Here is a 23,641-nt window from a genome sequence, read left to right on the forward strand (position 1 = left end):
GTTTTAGTTAAGTTAGAGCAAAAGCTAAGCTAATGCTGCTCTCCTCCTCTTTTTGTTTTCAAGAATAACAGCCACCATTATTCCGAAAAGTAAACCAACCAATCCGCTGATAGCCAAGTATTTTTTTAAACTCGGCCCAGTAGGTCGCAACCTCGGCGTAAATCCAGTCACGATCTCTACGTTTGCAAGTTTCTCCAAGTCTGCTTCCAAATTAACCTGTTCTTTGTACATGGAGATACTTTCACGGTACAAATTGGTAGGATCTATGGGCTGACCGTATACGAACCCATTAACAGGCCCTCTTGGCTCGCTTACATTCGTTTTCATACTATCAATAGAAGATATTTCTCCTCTAAGCTTAGCAATCATATTTTCAACCTGCTTTTGCTTAATTCTCTTTTGACGTGCAAAATATCTATTGTTTTCCAGGTAGTTCATGATAGCCGGTTCCAGATTATCAAAAAGCTGAGGGTCATAAATAGTTAGCTCAATTCGAAAAGGAGAACCCGTAAGCACACTGTCTTCATCGATCCTATTCTGATCAAGATTATAAAAATTCATTTCTTTGATTTCTTTTGCAGTGGCTGCTGTTATATCTAACCTTTCTGCCACCGCTTCGAAGTTGTCATCTTCTATCATCTCCGAAAGTTTATTTAACTGATCCTCAATAAACTCATTTCGGATATTAGCTAAAACTAAAGTCATAGAAGAGGTATAGAAAGGTTTTATGAGTGAGTACAAACCATATCCAATACCTATACTAAGCGAAGTAAAGATAAATAAAAATGCAGCCCTCCTTATAATAAGCTGAATAAGGTTGCTAATCCCCCTCTCAATGTTGATTCCAAATTCTCCCAGTTTTTTAAAAACTATGTTCAAATCAATTTCATCCTGAGTGTATTCTCTTTTAGCTTTATCTTTATCGTCTAAATTATACATTGTTAACCCAATTTTTAGGCAAATATAGTTGATAATGTAAATAGTATATTACTTACTAATTAAAATCATTGAATATCAACCGAGGGATATTCTAGTAATGAAAAATCGCACTGATTCAATATATTTTTGCCTGTTAATATTCCTGAAATTTTGATACACCTTCTTAAAGCGCTAACTTGCCGCCCATTTGAAATAACACGTTTAATTGATAGTAGGTGAGTCTCGCTTCACGTGTCCTCGACAGGATATCTAAAAAACAACTTTATAAGAATTTTCTTGCACTACTTGTATTACAAGGAAGTAACTATATAATCCCGTTAATAACTCTTCCTTATATTATTCGCACATTAGGACCTGACAAGTTTGGTCTGATAGCATTTGCACAAGCATTTATACAATATTTTATTATCATAACGGACTTTGGCTTTGATCTGTCGGCTACAAGACAAATCTCTATTAATAGGCATGACAAGCAAAAGGTTTCTAAGATATTTACATCTGTCCTTATTATAAAAATTTCGCTGTTTGCGCTTGGCCTTCTAATATTTCTACCGCTCATTCATTATATGCCCGATTTTAGTGCAGAAAAAGAACTTTTAATGTGGTTCTATCTATCTGTACTGGCACAGGCGCTTTTCCCTATCTGGTTATTTCAAGGTTTAGAAACCATGAAATACATAACCTACCTAAACATCATTTCAAAAGTAATTTTTAATAGCCTCATTTTGCTCTTCATAAAAAGTGAAGCTGAGTACATACTTTATCCTGTTCTCCAATCCACAACATCACTCGCAGCAAGTGTTTTAGGAATAATAATTGTTATTGGTAGTCTGCAAGTAAGGTTCAGTAAAGTATCAAAAGCAGATCTTATAATTCAGATTAAGGAAGGATGGTATATATTCATTTCTAATGTTACTATAAGTTTATATACAGTATCAAGTGCCTTTGTACTGGGATTATTCTTCAATAATAGGATTGTGGGTTATTACTCTTCTGCGGAGAGGGTTGTAAAAGCTTTCCAAGGTTTATTAAGCCCTGTTACACAAGCTATATACCCACATGTAAGTAATCTGTTTAATACGTCACGTAAAGACGCGATTATTTTCTTGAGAAAGGCTACTTTATTAGTTGGAGTATTTACTTTTACGCTCTCTGCGGGTCTATTTTTCGCTTCAGATCTTATTGTAGATTATCTCTTTAAGGATGCCTATGAAGAATCTAAGTTAGTTTTGCGCATACTGGCGTGGGTACCATTTATTGTTGCAATGAGTAACATTTTTGGTATTCAAACTATGCTTAATTTAAAATACAGGAAACAATTCTTTCGCATTTTGCTAATTTGCAGTGCTATTCACCTGGCCATAGTGGTAGTCCTAGGATACAATTTTATGCATATCGGTGTAGCAACTTCTGTACTTTTCACAGAAGCTCTCATAGCAATTATGATGTATAGATTTCTGGTAACAAAACGGATATATCTTATAAAATTATAAAATGTACGATTATTTAATAGTAGGTGCTGGCATGTACGGGGCTACATTTGCCCGTGAAATGACTGACAAAGGCAAGAAGTGTCTTGTAATTGACAGAAGAAGCCATATTGCTGGAAACTGTTATACAGAAAATAAAGAGGGAATAAACATACATAAATATGGTGCGCATATTTTCCATACAGATGATGAGAATATCTGGAATTATGTGCAGCGTTTTGCTGAATTCAATAATTTCAAAAATAGTCCTCGCGTCAGGTATAAAGACAAAATATATTCTTTCCCGATAAACCTGTTCACATTATACCAAATATATGGGGTACAAACACCTGAAGAAGCAAGGCAGAAGTTGGAAGAGGTAAGAGTTAAGAATGATAATCCACAAAACTTAGAAGAGTGGATACTGTCGCAGGTTGGTGAGGAAATTTATGATATCTTCATAAAAGGCTACACTACAAAGCAGTGGATGAAAGATCCAAAGGAACTACCTTCATTTATCATCAAGCGGTTGCCTATTAGGCTGAACTTTAATGATAACTATTTCTTTGACAGATTTCAAGGTATACCTATCGGAGGCTATACAAAACTATTTGAGAATTTGCTTTCAGGTATAGAGGTGCAACTTGACACGGACTATTTTGCTGATCGCGATTATTTCGATGGTCTGGCCGACAAAGTTGTATTTACTGGCAGGATTGATGAATTCTATAATTACCGTTTTGGCGAGTTGGAATATAGGACACTCCGATTTGAGCATTCCTATCATGCTATAGAAGATTATCAAGGGAATGCTGTGGTAAATTACACAGAACTGGATATACCTTATACCCGGATAATAGAACACAAGCACTTTGAGTTTGGTAAACAACCTTATACTTATGTCACCAAAGAGTACCCGGAAGTGTGGCAAAAAGACAGCATTCCGTATTATCCAATTAATGACGATACGAATACCAAAATATTTAACCAGTATAAAACTCTCAGTAAAGAGGAAACGAAATACATATTTGGTGGTCGTTTAGCAGACTACCGATACTATGACATGCACCAGGTAATCGGTTCGGCACTGGCAAAGGTTCGCAGAATTGAGGAAACCATTTCAGCTTAAAATACATGCGAATTTTATTTTACTGCCTCACATTCTATCCTGAAAACTCTGGTTACTCTAATGCTTTTCAGAATCTTGTCAAAGCTATTACAAACTATTACCCTGAAGTACAGATCGATTTAGTAACACCGAATAACTTAGGAGATAAAGCTGAGTTTTCAGCCCCTAACGTGAATGTGATCAGGTTAAACTATAAGCTTACAAAAAATAAGCTTGGTTTCTTTTTAAACAGCTACCTGTTTGCAAAGCAATTCAATCAGCTGTTCTTAAAACAGAATTATGATCTAGCCTTTGTTGAAACCTTTGAAGATTATGTATTTCTGAGTAACCTACATCGAAATGTTTACAAGAAACTATTGGTAAGGGTTCACTCTACATTCGAGACAGAATACATGGTTTACTTCCCTAATTTTAAATATAAGTTAGGAAAATATATTTTAAAGAATTTTGTATTCAACAAAGTAAAGTACGTTGCATCTACAAATAACTTCCACATAGACTTTATCAAAACTCACTACTTAGATAACAACTTATACCATATAGCCCATAAAGGCTATTTTACACTTCCGAATACGATGCCAATGGTAGCGGGTGATACTCAAGGTGATAGTATCCCAGTTGGAAAGCTGAAGTTTTTTACACTAGGTAGAATGGACGAAGGCGGTTATCTGCAGAAGGGATTTGACGATTTGCTCAATGCATTAATCCTTATAAAGGATAAAGTGAGAGATAAAATAGAAGTAAAAATAGTTGGTAAAGGAGATTACCAGGCGAAACTTAAATCAAAGGCTAAAGAAAACAATCTAAGTTTTATACAATTTATTGACGGTTTTACGCATCATGAAACATTGGAACAGCTGATAGCTTCTGATGTAGTCATACTACCGTCGCGGTATGAAGGCCTGTCGATGTTTGCCTTAGAAGCTATTGCAACATCTAATGCCGTACTGTTTTCTAATACAGGTGGATTGATCGATCTGGTCGAAAACAATGGGTTTCTGTTTGAGCCACAGAACGTAGAAGACATGGCTTGCAAAATTGAAAAATTGGTTTTCTCATCCCCGGTAGCTTTAGCAGAGATGAAAAGAAATTCTGTTAATGTATTCACAGCAAAGTTTTCGGAGAAAGCAACCGCAGACAAATTCTATAATATTCTTAAGATAGTTAAAGCTGATAATTAATGTGTGGAATTACGGGGTTTTGTGATTTTACCTCCAGGTCAGGTATAGAACATTTAAAACTAATGACCAATGCTTTGGAACATCGGGGACCAGATGACTCCGGCATCAAAGTATGGGGTAATGATAACAGCAGTGTTGGATTTGGCCATAGGAGATTGTCTATTCTGGACTTGTCCATGAATGGCCATCAGCCGATGCTCAGCCTAAATAGTCAGTTTGCTATTGTCTACAACGGTGAAGTTTACAATTTCGCGGATATAAGAAAGGAACTTCAGCAACTAGGTTATCAATTTAATTCTAATTCTGATACAGAAGTTATTTTAAATGCATTTATAGCCTGGGGAATAGATTCAGTTCATAAGTTCATAGGCATGTTCGCCTATGCTATTTATGATATCCAGAACCAGCTTATTCACATCGTACGTGATAGAGCTGGTGTCAAGCCGCTTTATTATTATTTTCATGAAGGGCTTTTTCTCTTTTCGTCTGAATTAAAGGCTTTCTATAAACACACAGCTTTCCAGAAACAAATAGATTATGATAGTGTAGGCAATTTCCTTCAATATGGATACATCCCTACCCCTTATACGATTTTCCAAAATACGCATAAGCTAAAGCCAGGTCATTCCCTTACCATTGATTTAAGAACTCAGCAAATTAATGACAAGCCTTATTGGGACCTATCCCAATTCTACGGTGCAAATACTGGAATTTCGATAGAGCAGGCTATTGAAGAAATAGAACCCTTACTTATTTCCGCCTGCAATTACAGAATGGTATCGGATGTCCCGGTAGGTGTTTTCCTGAGCGGTGGATATGACAGCACATTAGTTACGGCACTTATTCAGGCTAACCAGTCTCAAAAGCTGAAGACTTTTTGTATTGGATTCGATGACAAGCAATTTAACGAAGCAAAGTATGCAAGGGAGGTAGCCAATCATTTGGGGACAGACCACACAGAATATAATTGCACTCCAGACGATTTGCTGAACATTGTGCCTGATTTGCCCTACATATATGATGAGCCATTTGGAGATAGCTCAGCGGTGCCAACTATTTTGGTTAGCAGAATTGCTCAGAAACATGTATCTGTCGTGTTATCTGCCGATGCAGGCGACGAGGTTTTTGCTGGATATGGAAAGTACTCAACCTTCCTTTCAATCTACCAGAAGTATAATAATATTCCAAGCTATGCAAAAAAGGCACTATCCAGGATATTAGAAACTAATATCCACAGAGGACTGGACTTTTTGAATATCTATAACCTCGAAACGCGTGTCGCAAAAACGAAAGAACTTTTCTCAAATCAGGATATTAATGCTTACTTCAATGTCCTAAGCCAGTTCTTCTCCACAGAAGAAATCACTTTACTTTTAAAGGGCTCTTACAATTCCGGAAGGAGTACATTCTTCAATTCGGGCAGAAATAGTATAGGAGGTGATGATATGAACTCACTCCTATTGACAGATTTCAGAACCTTTTTGCTAGACGACATTTTAACTAAAGTTGACAGGGCAACTATGTCGGTTAGCATTGAAGGTCGTGAACCATTGTTAGATCATCGCATAGCTGAGTATGTGGCAAAGCTACCTTCTTCCTATAAAATTAAGGATGGAGTTTCAAAATACATGCTTAAAGAAATAGTGCACAAGTATGTGCCATCAACGATAATGAATCGTCCTAAGATGGGATTCAGTATACCATTATCTAAATGGCTGAATGCTGATCTGAAGCCAATGGTGATGGACTACTTTAGCCCGGACTATATCAAATCTCAAGGTATTTTTGACCCTATGAGATTTAACAGCATAAGAGATCAGTATGTTAAAGAGAAAAAATATAACCCACAGAAAATGTGGTTTATATTGATGTTTCAGATGTGGCATGAGAAATGGATGAATTAGAGCTACATGAGAATCAATATTTTTTTCATTATCCCCTCCTTGCATGGTGGTGGATCTGAGCGATTTGTTACGCATCTGGTAAAGAATCTGAATGCAGTTAAATTTAATATAACACTGGTATTAGTTAGAAAAGAAGGTGTATTCTTAAGTGAGATTCCATCTCATGTCCGAATTTTGGATTTGAATCTTAGCAGGACAAGGTATGCTCCATTTAAAGTAATAAAACTGATCTGGCGGCATAAACCGGATATTGTATTCTCTACTCTCGGTCATTTAAATCTAGTCATTGCAGGAATAAGGCATGTTCTCCCAAAATCAACTAAATTTATTGCCAGAGAATCAAGCACAGTAAGTGTACACAACAAAAATGAGGTATATCCAGCCTTATTTGATTTTCTGTTCAGAACAGTCTATAGATCATTTGATAAAATTGTGTGTCAATCCCGATACATGCAGCATGATCTACTAAAGAATTATAATATACCTGTTGAGAAAACGATAGTTATCAATAACCCAATAGATGAGGACTATATCCGTTTCAAGGCAGGCATGGCTAGCACACCGTTTCCGGCGGACAAAATAAATTTTGTGGCGGTTGGAAGGCTGTCCAAAGAAAAGGGGTTTGATAGACTAATAGAATCATTCAAGATTATTCGGGATAAAAGCATACACTTAAACATTATTGGGGACGGTGTGGATAAAGTAAAGCTGCAACAATATGTGGCAGCAGCAGGGCTCGGTGAGAGCATTTCGTTTTTAGGTTTTCAGAGTAATCCATACCCGTATATGGAATCTGCCAAGGCTCTTATTCAAACATCATACTATGAAGGCTTTCCGAATGTAATAATAGAAGCAAATGCTTGCGGCACACCGGTAATTGGATTCAAAAGCCCAGGGGGTATTGCCGAAATTGTTGACAATATCAAAAGCGGATGGCTGATTGAGGACGGCAATTTGGCTGAATTAGCTAATAAGATACAGGAAGTAGCCTATATTAAATTTGATCCGGAATCTGCAAAGAGTTATACATCAGCCAGATTCTCTTTAAAGAAAATAATCGGCGAATACGAACAGTTGTTCATCAGCATTCTTAACAGGAAAGCATAAGGATATATAGATGAGAGTATCGTTAAATAATATACTATTTTATTCATTACTTACGCTCCCTATTTCTTTCAAAATCCAGTTTTATGAAGGGGTGTTTTTATACCCGCAGGAGATAATTATGGCTTTAGTTATTCTACTAATTGTCATTGTTGATTCAAAAAGATATTTGCATTTACCTAAATATATAAGTCCTTTCTTTTATTATTTAATTTCGATTGGCATCATTGTACTATGCACTCTCATTTCATTCGCCAACTATATTGATATTTCTGGTCTGTTTAAATCTATTAAGTATGGGCTTTATATTGTAGCGATATGCCTTATTGCTAAAAATAACTTTTACTCGTTTGTCGATACATTTAATAAAATAGCATTCTTAAGTATTCTGTTCACTATATCCCTTTATGCTATCCAGTGGTACAACTATCCAGGTAGCACTGGCGATTATTTCTCACTTACTACATGGGATGTAAACTACGTACCTTCTGGGTTATCAAATCTGAACTTAAGCCTTTCTGATTTCACTTTTTCCCGGTCGGCTGGTAATCATGGTATTTATGGGTCTTACTTAGTCCTTGTATACATCCTCAATATTCACATTTTAGTTTCTGAAAATATAAAGGAGAATAAGTTTAGTTTGATTTTAGTAATATTAGCGGTTTTCAATTTACTCCTATTAACCTCAAGGGAGTCTATATTGATTTTTGTGCTGGTTAATGCAGCCTTTTTTCTAAAAGATTTGCTTCGTCTCAGGATAAAAAAAATATACTTCTACTTTTTTATAGCGCTTTCGGTATTCCTGATCGTAATCATCTCAAAAGGCGTCAATTTGGGTCTTATTAATAAGATACAGTATACAATTGAATCATTTTCAACCTCTGGAGGGGAGCAGAATCTGAACCTTAGGTTCAATGTATGGGTATTAATTCTGCTTTCTTATCTGTTGTTCCCATTACACCTTTTAATAGGCTATGGTTATAATGAACCTAATTTTATAGATTACCTGGAACAGACAAATGCGGAATTAGCTCACTTTCAGCATTTTGCCACCGTTCCTGAAAGTTTGTTCTTTGTAATGCTAGCATATGGAGGCATTCTTGCGCTAATATCCATTTGCCTTTTTTTCTTAACCATTTTGCTTAAAACCTTTAATCTGCGTAAATTTTCTCCCCTTCATACACTTTTCTTTTATTTTGTGATAGGACTGCTTATAACTAATAATACTGGAGCATCTCTTATGTCGGATTTACTTCTGGCACAGTTTTCTCTTTTTTATATTTTCATCAACAAGACTTATGAGCAAGATAAAGCTGTTGCTTATAACCGTTAGGGCAGATTACGGTGGAGGGCCGCGCCACGTAGATTTACTTATAAATAATATTTCTGCTGACTTTAAAGTACATGTGGCCTGTCCCGATGATAAGCCCTATTACGGCTTATGGCAGCGAAATCAGCATGTTAATGGTATTTTCAATCTACCCCATCGTAAGTTTAAAACGAGCGCGCTTTTAGCTCTATCTAAATTTATAAAAGAAAATAGTATCTCCGTTGTCCACTCACATGGGAAAGGAGCAGGCGTTTACTCTCGATTTCTGAAAATACTAAACCCTGCACTAAAAGTAGTTCATACCTTCCACGGCGTGCATACACAGGAGTATGGCAAAGTAGCCAAGATGCTTTACTACGGCTATGAAAATGCAGCCAAACACCTGACAGACAAGTTCATCAATGTGTCTTATGGAGAAGGGGATATTTGCGTTACAGGTGGGTTTTGCCAAAAGGAGAAGCAGACAACGATTTACAACGGCGTTCCTGATCTTTCTACACTCACAAAAGCGAATGGAAAGAGCTCAGCAGAGACATTTGAAGTAGTCTCTATCTCCAGGTTTGACTTTTCAAAGCATATGCAGCTAGCTTTGAAAATTGCTGCCCTACTTCACGATCATAAGCACATTAAGTTTATCTGGGTTGGCGATGGTCCGGACAAGCTAAGCTTGGAGAAACAGGCGGAATCGGATGGGTTAACTAATATTGTATTTACCGGTTTTACTGATAATCCCGAGAAATATTTACAATCAGCTAAACTATACCTGTCTACCTCTAGATGGGAAGGTCTACCACTCTCTTTGGTGGAAGCAGCATCATTGAGTATTCCGATCGTGGCTACTAATGTGACAGGCAATAATGAAGTGGTTCAACATGGTGTAAACGGTTTTTTGTACCAATCAGATTCTCCTCAGGATGCAGCAGATGCTATTATAAAGCTGATTCAGAATCAAGCGCTACTTGATGAATTTTCGAATAATTCCCGAAGAATATATGAAGATAAGTTCACGGTTGATTTGATGGTGAATAAAACTGAACTGGTGTATAAAACCTAATTAGTTTCAATTTACTGCCGATGTAGTTATATTGCCAAACTTATCAAAATGATTACTATGATAGACAGAGACTTAAATTATGGCAGGCACATCATCAAAAGCTATCTGTCTTCAGAAGGTGTTGGTCCTAAGACTGTATTAGATTTAGGCGCTGGTCAGGGAGCTGATTTGCTGATTGCACGACATGCAAACCCTGAAGCGACATTACACGCTGTCGAGTGCTATGGCCCCTACATAGAAAGTTTAAAATCGAAAAATATAGAGGTTCATTCATTGAACATTGAATGTGATTCACTACCGTTTGAAGACCAGTCTATCGATATAGTGATTGCAAACCAGATATTGGAACATACGAAGGAAATCTTCTGGATATTCCATGAAGTAACAAGAGTCCTAAAACCTGGTGGCAAATTTATAGTGGGGGTTCCTAACTTGGCATCATTTCACAATAGACTTATGCTATTATTTGGCTCCCAACCGACTAGTTTAAAGAACAATAGCGCTCATGTGAGAGGTTATACTTTACCTGATCTAAAAAGATTTGTACATTCTTGTTTCCCGAATGGGTATAAGATTTCTAAATTTGCCGGGAGCAATTTTTATCCTTTTCCTCCAATGCTGGCTCGGCCATTAGCGAGTCTCCTACCTAGTATGGCATGGGCGATTTTTCTAATGCTGGAAAAAAAGAATACTTACACCAATGAGTTTCTGAATTATCCGATAACGGAGAGGCTGGAAACTAACTTCTATTTAGGCAAATAGTGAAAACAGCTATAGTACATGATTGGATTCCATTAATGGGGGGAGCCGAAAAAGTATTGGAAGAAATTCACCGTTCTTATCCGGGGAACATCTATACTTTAATGAAAAACGAGGACGCTATTAAAGGCACTTATTTCAGCAATTGTACTATCAATACCTCTTTCATCCAAAGATTACCTTTCTCCAAGAATAAATATAGAAGCTATTTGCCATTATTTCCAATGGCGGTAGAGCAGTTCAACCTTACTGGGTATGACTTGGTCATATCCTCTTCTTATGCAGTTGCGAAGGGCGCTCTGACGAATTCAAATCAGCTCCACATTTGCTACTGCCACTCCCCTATTCGTTATGCCTGGGATCTTTATCATCAATACCTGGAGGAAGCAAACTTAAAGAAAGGTATCAAGGGGATAATTGCAAAATCTGTTCTCCATTATATAAGGTTATGGGATGCGTCAACTATTAACCGAGTAGACCATTTCATTGCTAACTCGAACTACATTGCAAGGCGGATTAAGAAAGTTTATAATAGGGAGGCTACTGTCATTTACCCTCCAGTTGACGTGGATAATTTCAGTCTTTGTGTAAACAAGGAAGATTTCTATATGACCGCTTCACGTATGGTATCATACAAGAGAATAGATCTGATAGTAGAAGCCTTCTCAAAAATGCCAGACAAGAAGCTGATTGTAATAGGTGAAGGTCCTGATTTTAATAAGATTAAAGCGAAAGCAGGCAATAATATTATAATGTTAGGTTACCAGCCTTACGATGTGCTTAAAGACCACATGCAACGTGCTAAAGCATTTGTCTTTGCAGCCGAAGAGGATTTTGGTATTACACCTGTCGAGGCACAAGCCTGTGGTACTCCGGTGATAGCCTTCGGAAAAGGTGGCACCTTGGAAACAGTTAAACTTGAGACAGGTGTGTTTTTCTATTCCCAAGAATGCGATAGTATCATAAAGGCTGTAGACGAGTTTGAATCCCGAGCTCACATTTTTGATAGTTATGTAATAAGGGCAAATGCGGAGAGGTTCAGCAGGCAAAACTTTGTTGCTAATTTCAAGTCCTTTATCAAGAGCAAGTACGATGAGTTTATACAACAGGATTAGTGGCGTAACACAAGGAGTGCGAGAAGACTACTTAGCACTACTAACTTATATTTACGCTCTCCTGTTACCACTACCAAATAATTTAAAATCTCCTGCTCTTATCTTATTAGCCATCATATGGCTTATACAAGGTATAAAAACGGGATTTAACTTAAAGGATATTTTGAGAAACAGAGTTTTCCAATTATTCCTGCTTTTATACTTCCTCTACTTTATCTCATTTTTACTTAGTCCTAACAAAGAGTCATTGGATCTTCTTATACTCCAAACCTCTATTCCACTACTACCACTCATCTTTTATCAAAAATTAGAGCGAAAGGAGATTCGATATGCAGTACTCTGCTTTGCGGTTAGTACCTTCTTTGTTTCAATTTGGGCATTGTATAAAACTTATACTGTCTACTTCAACTCATTTGATATCACTTATGAGAACCTGAAAACATTAAATTGGGCCTATTTCTCATTCACCTTACCTATTTCCATAAACTTTCATGCCCCCTATTTTGGCCTATATGTTGGTACCGCTTTTGTTGTAACCCTTCATACCGTGTATCAAAGTGAATTAGCACGACTGCGGTGGCCTCTTAAAGTATTAATGATAATTGGAATCATATATTTTCTGATTTTTCTGGCAGTACTTTCATCACGGACAGCATTATTTGCTACAATAGGTGTATCTTCTATAGTACTTACTGTTCACCTCATTCTCAAAAAAAAGATTTACCTAACTGTTGCTCTCGTTGTAATAGCTACACTCTTTTCTTTAACAGCATACAATACAATTCCTTATTTATTTGCCAAAATGAGTAGTTCTGCTGGCCATAGTGAAAGGCAGATTTTATGGACTACAGCACTCTCAGTGATAAAGGAAAACCCTGTATGGGGAGTGACAACAGGCGAAAGAACTAAAATACTGCAGAACAAATACGAAGAAATTAATTTTGAATCAGGTATAGAAAATAACCTGAATGCCCATAATCAGTATCTGGATATCGCAGTTTCATTGGGTATACCTGGCTTGGTCGTTCTTATTTTGTGCTATTCGGCTATCATACAATATGCTTCTTCACATCACAATGGGCTGCTACTGATGTTCATCTTAATCTTTTCGCTTTGCTCAGTTACAGAATCACTTCTTCATAGGCAATTCGGTGTAGTATTATTTTCGTTCTTCTGCGCTATATTTGTCTTTGCTGAAAAACCAAAGCCAAATTAATTTAAATGCCCGGCCTGTACTCCCGATATATCAAACCTATACATGCATTAGGCGATGCAGTAGCTATCTCTATTTCAGCTGCAGGTGCTTACTGGCTGGCGGAGGGGACTTTAGCTGGTTTTTTCACACAACCTTATGCTAATTTTCTGGCTTATGGTCTGATAGCCTGGTTTGTGTGTACGAGTTTACTCGGTATTTATAAGTTTTACCGGGTTACCCGTCTCCTCAAGATAGTGGTGAACGTACTGAAAGTGACGCTGCTCTATTTGATTCTGATAGAGGCAATCCTCAATATACTGGATACTTCAGAATTCTCCCGAAGCTTCTTACTACACCATTATTTAATGCTGGCCAGTCTGGTGATCCTTTGGCGTATTATCGTCATCACATCATTGAGAGTGTACAGAAAGAAGGGGTACAATTACCGAAAAGTAATCATTATCGGGTACACGGCACCAGGGAAAGAACTGCGTCGCTTCTTCAAAAACCACCCGGAGCATGGCTACCGTTTTATGGGCTTCTTTGATGACAAGCAAGTGCAGGAATCCGATGTGGTCGGTAAAATTGATGAAATCGAGGAGTTTGTGACGCAAAACGATGTCGATGAGATCTACTGTAGTCCCTTTGAGCTGCAGAAGCATCAAATCGTGCGACTGCTTAATTTTGTAGATAACAACCTGATCCGCCTGAAATTTCTGCCTGAGCCAGGCGGACTGCCCTACCAGAAGCTACAGGTAGATTTCTATGACATGCTGCCTGTGCTTATTTTCCGCTCGATTCCGCTTGACGATTCGATCAATAAGTTTCTGAAGCGTAGTTTCGATATCGTGTTCTCATCACTTGTCATTTTGTTCATCCTTTCGTGGCTGCTTCCTATTCTGGCTATCCTTATCAGGCTCGACTCTAAAGGTCCTATCTTTTTTAAACAGGAGCGCTCCGGGTTGGACAACCAGAAGTTTAAGTGCTGGAAGCTCCGTACCATGTACGTGAACAACGAGGCCAACTCCAAACAGGCGCAGCGTGGGGATTCCCGCATCACACCGATCGGGGCCTTCCTTCGCAAAACCAGTTTGGATGAATTACCGCAGTTCTTCAATGTACTGATGGGACAGATGTCGATTGTAGGTCCAAGACCGCACATGCTGAGCCATACCATGTACTACTCCACGCTGGTGGATAAGTTCATGGTGCGGCATTTTATCAAACCAGGTATAACGGGCTTGTCACAGGTGCGTGGCTTCCGAGGCGACACGAGTGAGATACACCAGATGCGCGGCCGTGTGAAACTCGATATTTTTTATCTCGAAAACTGGTCTTTCATCCTCGATCTCAAAATTGTCTTCTACACGGTGTACAACATGCTGCGGGGCGAGGACAACGCATTTTAAAAATCAGCCCACGCATTTGCTCCTGTTTTAGTAACTTCGCCTGCAAAGTTGAAAACATGAGCAAGGAAAAACCATCTATACCGAAAGGAACACGTGACTTTGGCCCCGCTGTGGTGGTCAAGCGCAATTATATATTTGGCGTGATCAAGCGCACCTTCGAGAAATTCGGCTACCTGCCGCTCGAAACCCCCGCCATGGAGCAGCTGTCTGTGCTGACTGGCAAGTACGGCGATGAAGGCGACCAGCTGATCTTCAAAATCCTCAATTCGGGTGACTTCCTGAGCAAGACCACAGCTGCTGATATCGAGCAGGGTTCCAAGCACCTGACCCGCAAGATATCCGAGAAAGCACTTCGCTACGACCTGACGGTACCATTCGCCCGCTTTGTAGTGATGAACCGCAACGAAATCAGCTTCCCTTTTAAGCGTTACCAGATTCAGCCGGTATGGCGTGCCGATCGTCCGCAGCGTGGCCGCTATCGCGAGTTTTACCAGTGCGATGCTGATGTGGTGGGTACCAACTCCCTGCTTTGTGAAGCCGAGATCGTGCAGATGATCGACGAGGTGCTGGTTAGCTTGGGTATGACAGACTTCACGATCAAGATCAACCACCGAGGTATACTGGCAGGTATAGCAGAGGCCATCAGAGAGAAAGGTCGTGAGGGCGACATTTGCGTGGCCATTGACAAACTCGACAAGATCGGAGCGGAAGGTGTGCGCAAAGAGTTGTTGGAGCGAGGTATAGCCGAGGGTGCCGTGGATAGACTGGAGCCGCTTTACGACCTGAAAGGGTCTAACCAGGAAATATTAGACCAACTTCAAACACTGCTCGGTAATACAGAAGAAGGGCAGCGTGGCCTGAAAGACCTTCGGGAGGTATGGGAGTACCTGGATAACCTGGGAAGTGATGCTCTTGTAACGCAGAACCCATCCGGTCAGCCGCGTCTGCAGCTGGATGTGACACTGGCCCGTGGCCTCTCCTATTATACCGGCTGTATCTTTGAAGTAAAGGTGAATAACGCCAATATGGGCAGCATCAGCGGCGGTGGCCGTTACGACAACCTGACAGGCATGTTTGGTATGCCAGGCGTTTCGGGTGTCGGCTTCTCATTTGGTGTAGACCGTATTTATGATGTGCTGGAAGAGCTGCAGCTGTTCCCGGCAAGCAGTGAGGTGGGTACTAAGGTGCTCATCGTGCAGTTTGACAAGGAGTCGGAGCGCTACGCCCTGCCCCTGCTGCAGAAACTGCGCAACGCAGGTATAGCTTCGGAGCTATATCCAGAAAGTGCCAAGTTGAAAAAGCAGATGAGCTATGCTGACCAGAAGAAAATACCGTTTGTGCTGCTGGTAGGTTCCGAGGAAATGACATCCGGCAAGCTGAAGCTGCGTGATATGCAGTCCGGCGAGCAGGACGAGCTGTACATCGACGACATCATCGCCCAGTTAAAATCTGAATCACTATAAACAAACAGCATGAGTGAAGTTCACCATATCTCCAGTCAGCACCTGAGCCTGGAGCGCATCGAGGAAATCATCAGCCGCAGGTATAGTCTGGCCCTGTCGCAGGAGGCGGAAGAGCGTATTTTGCACTGCTACGACTACCTGCACCTCAAGATCGCCAGCTCCGACAAGAGCATTTACGGCATCAATACCGGCTTCGGGTCGCTTTATAAAAAGCAGATCTCGCACGACAACTTGGAGCAGCTGCAGCGCAACCTGATGATGTCGCATGCCTGCGGCATGGGCGACGAGGTGCCGGCTGAGGTAGTGAAACTGATGCTTTTGCTGAAGATACAGTCGCTGGCCTATGGTAACAGTGGTGTGCAACTGCAGACCGTAAAGCGCCTGATCGACTTTTATAACCGCGACATCTATCCGATCGTGTACCAGCAGGGTTCACTTGGGGCCAGTGGTGACCTGGCTCCGCTGGCGCACCTCTGCCTGCCGCTGATCGGTTTGGGAGAGGTATACTACCAGGGCTACCGCCTGGAGAGCCGCCACGTGCTGGAGATGTTCAGCTGGGAACCGATTGCCCTGCAGGCAAAAGAAGGACTTGCTTTGCTCAACGGTACCCAGTTTATGAGTGCCTATGGAGTGCATTGTTTGTTGCAGGGCCGCCGGTTGTCTCGCACGGCTGATGTGGTAGGAGCTCTGTCCCTGGATGCTTTCGACGGACGCATTGAGCCGTTTAACCACCTGATTCACCAGGCGCGTCCGCATCCCGGGCAGATTGAGACGGCTGCGAATTTCCGACAGCTGCTACAGGGCAGTGAACTGATCAGCCAGTTCAAGCAACATGTGCAGGACCCCTACTCCTTCCGCTGCATTCCGCAGGTACATGGCGCATCGAAAGACGCCATCCGCTATGCTGAGGGGGTGATCCTGACTGAGATCAATTCCGTAACCGACAATCCGAACATCTTCCCGGATGAAGACGAAATTATTTCGGGTGGTAACTTCCATGGCCAGCCACTTGCCCTGGCGCTGGACTTTCTGGCGATTGCACTGGCTGAGCTGGGCAGTATATCCGAACGGCGTACGTACCAGCTGATCTCAGGCAGCCGCGGTTTGCCAGATTTCCTGGTAGCGGAGCCCGGACTGAACTCCGGCTTTATGATCACGCAGTATACGGCGGCATCCATTGTAAGCCAAACCAAACAGCTTTGCACGCCAGCTTCCATTGACACCATCCCATCCTCCAATGGACAGGAAGACCATGTGAGCATGGGCTCTAATGCGGCCACAAAGCTGTATAAAGTGGTGCAGAATGTGGAGAGGGTACTGGCTATTGAGCTGATGAACGCTGCGCAGGCGCTGGAATTCAGACGTCCGCTACGCAGCTCACCATTGCTGGAGCAGCTGTTTGCTGAATATCGTGAGCAGATTCCTTTTGTGAGTACCGACCGGGTGATGCATCCAGATATGCAACGAAGCGTAGACTTTATCAGGGCTTACAGCTTACCTGTTCTACAGAATTAAGTGACGATACATAAAAAGAGAGATCCGCAGCAGTTCCCGGTACTGTTGCGGATCTCTCTTTTTAATTACCTGCGTTGATTTACATTTCCCGGTTAATAAAGACTTTTCCTATACCTGAATTTTAGGTATAGGCTTTTCTCCTATCCCTTGCTTGACTATATTCGTAGCACACCCTATACCTATCGCTTGAGACTACTGCTATTCATATCGTTTCTTTTCGCTGCTATACCTGTTTTGGGACAGGAAGGCTGTTTTAGGGCTATACAGAATGAAAAGCCAGTAAAGGTGATCTGCGCAGGTATACCGGTATATTTTCAGGATTGCAGTTCCGACCAAAACCCATTGTATACCACATTCTATGATCCGGGACCAGAGGCATTTGATCCACAAAACTTCGATCAGAATGAACTGGTGAACCGCGGGGCCGATGGGCGGTTTCAATATACTTTCACGCAGCCCGGCAAATACATCATCACGCAGATCATCAATCGCGGAGGTGGCAACAGCACCACAATTGAGCCCCAGGAATTTGAAGTAGTCGCGACTCCGGCTCCCAGTTTCACGGTGGAGCCCTGCGCCAGCAGATCGGTTCAGGTCTCCATTGCGGACATCGGATACAACTTGTACGACATTGATTATGGGGACAACACCGTAGTACGAGGCGTGGCAGCCGGCGAACAACCTTTCTATACCTATCAGGGTACAGCTGCTTCTTTTACCATCACGGTGCGTGGCAAGTACACGGGCAGCTCCTGTGAGACAAGCGGCACCAACACTGTCACGCTATTGCCGACTCCTCCCACACCCCTGATCGCAAAGCTGGAAGTGCTGCGGGAGGCGGCAGATGGTGAGATCCTATTCACGTTGGAGAATCTGCAACCGGGCTACCGCTATGTGCTGGAGCGACGCAGCACAGCAGCCGGCAATTTTGAACCAATCTTTACAAGTGCACCAGCTACTCAAAACAGGTGGATTGACTTCAGGATAGGCAATGTGGACACCCGGCAGCCCCTACAGTTTCGGATCCGACCTGCCGATAACTGCGGCAATCAGCTGCCTATCTTTTCAGCTCCCGTTAGCAGCCTGGTACTGGGTGTGCAGACGGGCAATGAACTGGCTAACCTCAGCTGGACAGGTATAGGAGAGAATGTGCAGCGCTACCAGTTATACCGCGAGGGCAATCTGGTTGCAGAGCTGAACAGCAATACGACCACCTATACCGACCTCAACCTGAGTTGCGGACAAAACTATTGTTACCAGGTAATCAGCATCCTGAACAACGGACAAAGCCGCTCGATTTCAGCTTCCCGCTGCGTGCAGGCCACCTCAACAGCCACGCCGCCCGCCGGCTACCTGTACAGCACCTACGACCTGAACAACCAGGTACAAGTGGCACTCACGATTCCAGAAGGCCAGACAGCCCAGCAGATCCGTTTCCAGCGCAGCATCGATGGGGCTCCCTTTGCTGATCTGGCAACGGGCGCACAGACAGCGTACACAGACCCGCTGCAACCGCTGAGTCCGGCTTGCTACCGCGCCAGCTATACCAACCCCTGTGAGCGCAGCTCGGCTCTCAGCAATACCACCTGCCCGGTATACCTGATCGCGCTACCGCAGGAGAACGCCCCGGTTGTCTCGTTGGGCTGGACGGGCTATGTTGGTTTTCCGGATGGCGTGAGCCAGTATACGCTGGAGCTTCTGGATGCTGACGGTCGGGTGGTCAGCAGTATACAGGTTACGGGCAATACCTACACCGACCGCAACCTGAGTGAGGAACTGCAGGAGCTGCGCTACCGTGTCCGGGTGACTTCTGGTAACGGCACTGCCACCTCTTATTCCAACACCGTGGTCATCCAGCAGCCTTTGCAGGTGCATATTCCCAATGCCTTTACGCCAAACGGTGATGGGCTCAATGATGTGCTCGAAGTAAAGGGGCGCTTCATCAGGTCCTTCAACATCAAGGTATACAACGGCATGGGGCAGGTCGTGTTTGCCTCTGACGACCGCAACAACGGCTGGGACGGCACCTACCAGGGCAAACCACAGCCAGCAGGAGCCTATGCCTACGAAATCAACATTGTGAGTAATAACGGGGAAGCAAAACGCCGCATCGGCACTGTCACGCTTCTGCGCTAACCCAGGACCGATACGGCGTAACTCACTATCTATCAACTACTATTTTCACAGTCTGCACCCCGTCAGCACTGGTAATCCGAGCCAGGTACATGCCTTTTTTCAAAGAGGAAACATCCAACTGCACTTCGGTTGTCTCGCCCGCTCTTGTATGGCCCTGTCTTACCTGTTGCATCAGTGCCCCTTTCATATCAAACAGCTGCAGCTCGTAAGCACTTTCCACAGTCGGGGTAAAACGTATCGTCGTGCGTGCATTAGCTGGATTCGGATAGGCCAGCAGTTCGGCTGATGCCAGTCTCTGCATACCTTCCCCATTAGCAGCAAACAGGTCGCGGTTGTCTTTTCTGCCATTGATCACGATGTTCCCCCAACCGATGCGGGGTCCGGTTTCAGATGACAGGTCGTAAATATCACCTCCGGACTCAAAGTTGTCGAACACAACTGCATTGCCACGGTTAAGGTCCCAGATGCGGATACGGAGCTGGTCGTTGGGATCGTTCTTGCCTTTGCCACCCGCGTCGCGCACCGACACGATATACCCGAATCGGCCTACGCCCTGCAGTTGTGCCGTCCCTTTCCAGATGGCTTGGTTGCCGGTGATCACCAGCCAGTCGAGCGCTCCGCTTTGAGAGAACTTCTGCTTGTTCACGGTCAGCTGCACTGTGCCTTGCGGTCTGGTGGCGTGCTTATTCTGATACCGGACAGAGAACGAAAATTCAGCTTCGAGCTTTTGGTTATTACCACCCAATCCGAAATTGGCCAATGCGATACTGCCAAAGCCCTGCACATGGCCGGCTTCCGGATCATAAATGACGTGCCACTGGTTATAGTCTTTGTTGGTCGCTTCCAGGCAGCTTTCTGAAAAGTCAAGCCCCACCTGGTAGATGCCCGCCTGGGTATAGGTATGCTTGCCTGTTATGCGCGGAGTGCCAAAAGCGGTATAGGACATACTCGGCTCAGAGCCATCGCCCCAGGTCCAGCGCAGACCAGTGTCTTCAGTGAGGATATAGGGCGAAAAGTCAGCGGTAGTGCGTGCCTCCCAGCCTGCCCGAATGGCATAAGGCGCCAGGTATAGCTGCACGTTTACAGGTATAGCGCAGGTTGGCTCTTCCGTGGTTTGACTGTATTTTACGGTTAGGAGGTCAAAATTCGTATCAGGCGAGTAGACCGTATTCACCTCAAATACATTTCTGTCTTTGTCCAGAGCCAAAAGTTGTTGCGTATGATTAGCCTGCCCTTCCTTGAACACATCCCATACCCTGGCGCCATCTGAGGTCTGGTATTTCACGATTTGCACACCATCAGTAGCCCTGTACGCTACATAGATACCTCCTGCCTCGTCGAGTTCAACATCTGAAATAGCCCCCTGGAAGGGAGATGTCCATATAACACCGGGCTCCTCTGTGCTCAGCTTGATTAGCCTGTTATTAAAACTCGTTACGTAGACTCCGCCAGCATTGTCAAGGATCAGGTTCGACAAGCTGCCTGAGTTTGTTACCTCATCAATGGTAGGCTGCCGCCATACGAACGCCCCACTAGCTGCCTCAAACTTAAGCAGGTAGGCCACTTGCTCACCTGTGTCCAGAATGTCGAGGGCAGCCAGGTATACGCCTGACGTGGTATCAACGGCTATACCCGTCACCTGGTGTTCAGTCTGTCGGTTGCTGCTGTTGTAAATCTCGTTCCACAGCACACTACCGTCGCCGCCCGCATACTTTGCCAGAGCCAGATTGTTTACTACAGCGGGGGCACGTTCGGTGCCAGTCACATACACATCACCTGTTTCGTCCAGAGCGAAGGCAACCAACTCATTCATGTCACTGCCTGGGTCTTGTCGCCCATAACGCTTCGTCCAGAGCTCCTGACCTGTTTCAGTGTCAACCTTGATCAGGAAATCCTCTTGAGGAAGATCGAACTGTGGACTAACCGTGCCCATGATGTAGAGATTCCCCTGCTGGTCGAGTTGTATTTCCCTGCCTAGGTTGGCATCCGTAGGACCATGCTCTTGTTCCCAGATCGTCTCGCCCGTAGCACCGCTCAGTTTAAGCTGCCTGATTTGCGGACGCCCATCGCTTCCGTACATGCTTAGCATCATATACACAGTGCCCGCTGCGTCTACTGCCAGATGTTTGGTCTGCCTGATATCACTGTTATAGAACTGCCTGTCCCAAAGCAATTCCCCGTCAGGCGAGTACTTGAGCAAAAAAGCATGCTGGTACGGACGTGAAGCATCCGGGTTCCCGCTGGTGCCCGTAACATACACATTACCATCATCATCTGTCACCATGTTAGCTGGCTGATCTATACCTGGTAAAGTGTGGATGAAGGTAGTATTGAAAACAAGCGCACCTGTAGCTGTCTGGAGGCTCGCCGCAAAAAGGTGAGAATCAACACCACCGGAGGTTCCGGTCAGGTGCAAAGTGCCTGCTTCGGATACTTTCACCCCATTCAGTACATAGGTGCCGTCTTCCTGAGATGTATATTCCCATACCTGCTCCCCATTGGCAGCGCTATACCTGCCAACCGCATAGGCAGCATCTGAGAGTGTGACGCCCAGGTAAGCATGACCCGCCTCGTCAGTGTTAAGGTCGGCAAAAGTGCCCTGGTGCTGGCTTGACCAGCGTAAACTGCCACCAGCAGCCCCATAACTTGTCAGTTGAGTGCCTCCCTGCACGGTGCTGACCAGGTAAAGCCCTCCTGCCTCATCAGCCACCATCTGCTCGGGTACACCTGCACTCTGTAGTGGCTCGTGCCACACCTGATTGCCAATGGCAGCGTCATACCTGATCAGGAAACTTCCTTCGGGTTGATCAGGATCCGTTGCATATTGTATCCCCCAGGTATAAACACCCCCTGTTTCGTCCAGGGTAAGTTGCATGGCACGGTTCTGCTGATTGGTATCGTGTTGCACTTGCCAAAGCAGAGAGCCATCGGCCCCGCTGTACTTTGTCGTCAGCATTTGGCTGGCGTTATCTAAAATACCCGTGCTACCCGTCAGGTAAATGTCTCCCTGACTGTCCAGGGCTATACCTGCCACACGCTGGTATACATTAGGGGGCACGGTTCCAGATACAGCTTGTACCCACATCTTTTCCCCATTAGTGGCATCGTACTTAAACAATTGTGTAAAGTCACCAGGCATATTAAAATGGCCAGAGCCAACCATGACCACCCCTCCCCTATTATCTGCCAATAGCTCTATGCCTGTCATCGTACTGGAAGGCGACTCCGTATTTCCCCAAACCACCTGGCCATCCGCTATAGCAAATTTCACTACGTAAACCATTGTTCTGGAGCCCATGTCAACCGTGGAAGCTGCTACGTAAAAACCCGTTTCGTCCAGTGCGACATCGTTCACTTCATGAGGGTATTGGAACAGAGGGAAATGGTGCTGCCAGAGCACTTCGCCCGTGGGACTAAACTTAGCCGCCACAAAGGCATCATAATTAGTAGGAGAACCCAGGGTGTTGCTTCTGCTGTTGCCCACCACATAGGTGTTGCCAACTGCATCAACGGCGCTAATAGCACCTGACTGAAACGTGGGAAAATCGCTGCCATAGCGCTGCTCCCAGGCTTCTGTAACCTGCTGCGCCAAAACAGGCTGCACAAGAAGTGAAAGGAACAAAGATACGACTAACAGGAATCCATAGCCCCGATTAGAAAAGCGTATAAAATCTAACATAGAAATGGAGTAAATTTATTGTACCATATATAGTTATAATCACACAGAGGCAGTGTTACCCTAGTATAAGAAGACACAAAAAGGGTGTAATTTGTGGAACGGGAGCAGGTAGACTACAACTGACAAAAAAGCCAGCCAAGCAAACAATTTATTATATATATAATTACAATACGAAAGTTATGTCTCTCTGGACAAATAAATTTTAAAGCATTAGTGCAAATAAATCGTCTGATATAATTGGATCATTTTATTAAAGAAGT

At 43.4% G+C, this 23,641-nt stretch carries 16 protein-coding genes; 14 read left to right on the forward strand and 2 right to left on the reverse strand.

Annotated elements, in window-relative coordinates; translation table 11 throughout:
* Positions 1-24: 24 nt before the first annotated feature.
* A complete protein-coding gene (locus I0P70_RS15110) occupies positions 25-939 on the reverse strand; it encodes a chain length determinant protein (protein ID WP_196119581.1) in 915 nt (304 codons plus the stop codon).
* A 215-nt stretch (positions 940-1,154) separates the two neighbouring features.
* On the opposite strand from I0P70_RS15110, the gene I0P70_RS15115 reads away from it, so the two are divergent.
* The 14 genes from I0P70_RS15115 (at position 1,155) to I0P70_RS15180 (ending at position 19,702) form a co-directional block, all read left to right on the forward strand.
* Positions 1,155-2,432 (forward strand): flippase, encoded by a 1,278-nt coding sequence (locus I0P70_RS15115; protein WP_299990671.1) that lies wholly within the window; start codon positions 1,155-1,157, stop codon positions 2,430-2,432.
* Between the two features lies 1 nt (position 2,433).
* The gene (gene glf / locus I0P70_RS15120) at positions 2,434-3,537 is read left to right on the forward strand and encodes a UDP-galactopyranose mutase (protein ID WP_196119583.1); all 1,104 of its coding nucleotides are present in this window, start codon (positions 2,434-2,436) and stop codon (positions 3,535-3,537) included.
* Positions 3,538-3,542: 5 nt separating this feature from the next.
* Complete coding sequence (locus tag I0P70_RS15125) at positions 3,543-4,718, forward strand: glycosyltransferase family 4 protein (RefSeq protein WP_196119585.1); 1,176 nt, start codon at positions 3,543-3,545, stop codon at positions 4,716-4,718.
* Entirely contained in the window at positions 4,718-6,622 is a 1,905-nt protein-coding gene (asnB, locus tag I0P70_RS15130; protein WP_196119587.1) for an asparagine synthase (glutamine-hydrolyzing), read from the forward strand. The genes I0P70_RS15125 and asnB overlap by 1 nt, the downstream gene beginning before the upstream one ends.
* Positions 6,623-6,628: 6 nt before the next feature.
* Positions 6,629-7,729, forward strand: a complete 1,101-nt coding sequence (locus I0P70_RS15135; protein ID WP_196119589.1) for a glycosyltransferase — start codon at positions 6,629-6,631, stop codon at positions 7,727-7,729.
* A gap of 118 nt (positions 7,730-7,847) precedes the next feature.
* The gene (locus tag I0P70_RS15140; RefSeq protein WP_196119591.1) at positions 7,848-9,059 is read left to right on the forward strand and encodes an O-antigen ligase; all 1,212 of its coding nucleotides are present in this window, start codon (positions 7,848-7,850) and stop codon (positions 9,057-9,059) included.
* Positions 9,025-10,110: a glycosyltransferase gene (locus I0P70_RS15145; RefSeq protein WP_196119593.1), complete on the forward strand. Its 1,086-nt coding sequence runs from the start codon at positions 9,025-9,027 to the stop codon at positions 10,108-10,110. Before I0P70_RS15140 ends, I0P70_RS15145 begins: the two co-directional genes overlap by 35 nt.
* Before the next feature lie 57 nt (positions 10,111-10,167).
* Complete coding sequence (locus tag I0P70_RS15150) at positions 10,168-10,872, forward strand: class I SAM-dependent methyltransferase (protein WP_196119594.1); 705 nt, start codon at positions 10,168-10,170, stop codon at positions 10,870-10,872.
* Positions 10,872-11,984, forward strand: a complete 1,113-nt coding sequence (locus tag I0P70_RS15155) for a glycosyltransferase family 4 protein (protein ID WP_196119596.1) — start codon at positions 10,872-10,874, stop codon at positions 11,982-11,984. Before I0P70_RS15150 ends, I0P70_RS15155 begins: the two co-directional genes overlap by 1 nt.
* Entirely contained in the window at positions 11,962-13,200 is a 1,239-nt protein-coding gene (locus I0P70_RS15160) for an O-antigen ligase (RefSeq protein ID WP_196119598.1), read from the forward strand. Before I0P70_RS15155 ends, I0P70_RS15160 begins: the two co-directional genes overlap by 23 nt.
* Before the next feature lie 5 nt (positions 13,201-13,205).
* Positions 13,206-14,588 carry an undecaprenyl-phosphate glucose phosphotransferase gene (locus I0P70_RS15165; RefSeq protein WP_196119608.1) on the forward strand — a complete coding sequence of 461 codons (1,383 nt, stop codon included), beginning with the start codon at positions 13,206-13,208 and terminating at the stop codon, positions 14,586-14,588.
* Between the two features lie 56 nt (positions 14,589-14,644).
* On the forward strand, positions 14,645-16,051 hold the full coding sequence (gene hisS, locus I0P70_RS15170; RefSeq protein WP_196119610.1) for a histidine--tRNA ligase: 1,407 nt from the start codon (positions 14,645-14,647) through the stop codon (positions 16,049-16,051).
* Between the two features lie 9 nt (positions 16,052-16,060).
* A complete protein-coding gene (gene hutH, locus I0P70_RS15175) occupies positions 16,061-17,566 on the forward strand; it encodes a histidine ammonia-lyase (protein WP_196119612.1) in 1,506 nt (501 codons plus the stop codon).
* A gap of 186 nt (positions 17,567-17,752) precedes the next feature.
* The gene (locus I0P70_RS15180) at positions 17,753-19,702 is read left to right on the forward strand and encodes a gliding motility-associated C-terminal domain-containing protein (protein ID WP_196119613.1); all 1,950 of its coding nucleotides are present in this window, start codon (positions 17,753-17,755) and stop codon (positions 19,700-19,702) included.
* Between the two features lie 25 nt (positions 19,703-19,727).
* On the opposite strand, the gene I0P70_RS15185 is transcribed toward I0P70_RS15180, so the two are convergent.
* Positions 19,728-23,381: a PQQ-binding-like beta-propeller repeat protein gene (locus I0P70_RS15185; RefSeq protein ID WP_196119616.1), complete on the reverse strand. Its 3,654-nt coding sequence runs from the start codon at positions 23,379-23,381 to the stop codon at positions 19,728-19,730.
* Positions 23,382-23,641 lie beyond the last annotated feature (260 nt).

This window comes from Pontibacter sp. FD36 (assembly GCF_015686655.1).
Classification (GTDB): Bacteria; Bacteroidota; Bacteroidia; order Cytophagales; family Hymenobacteraceae; genus Pontibacter.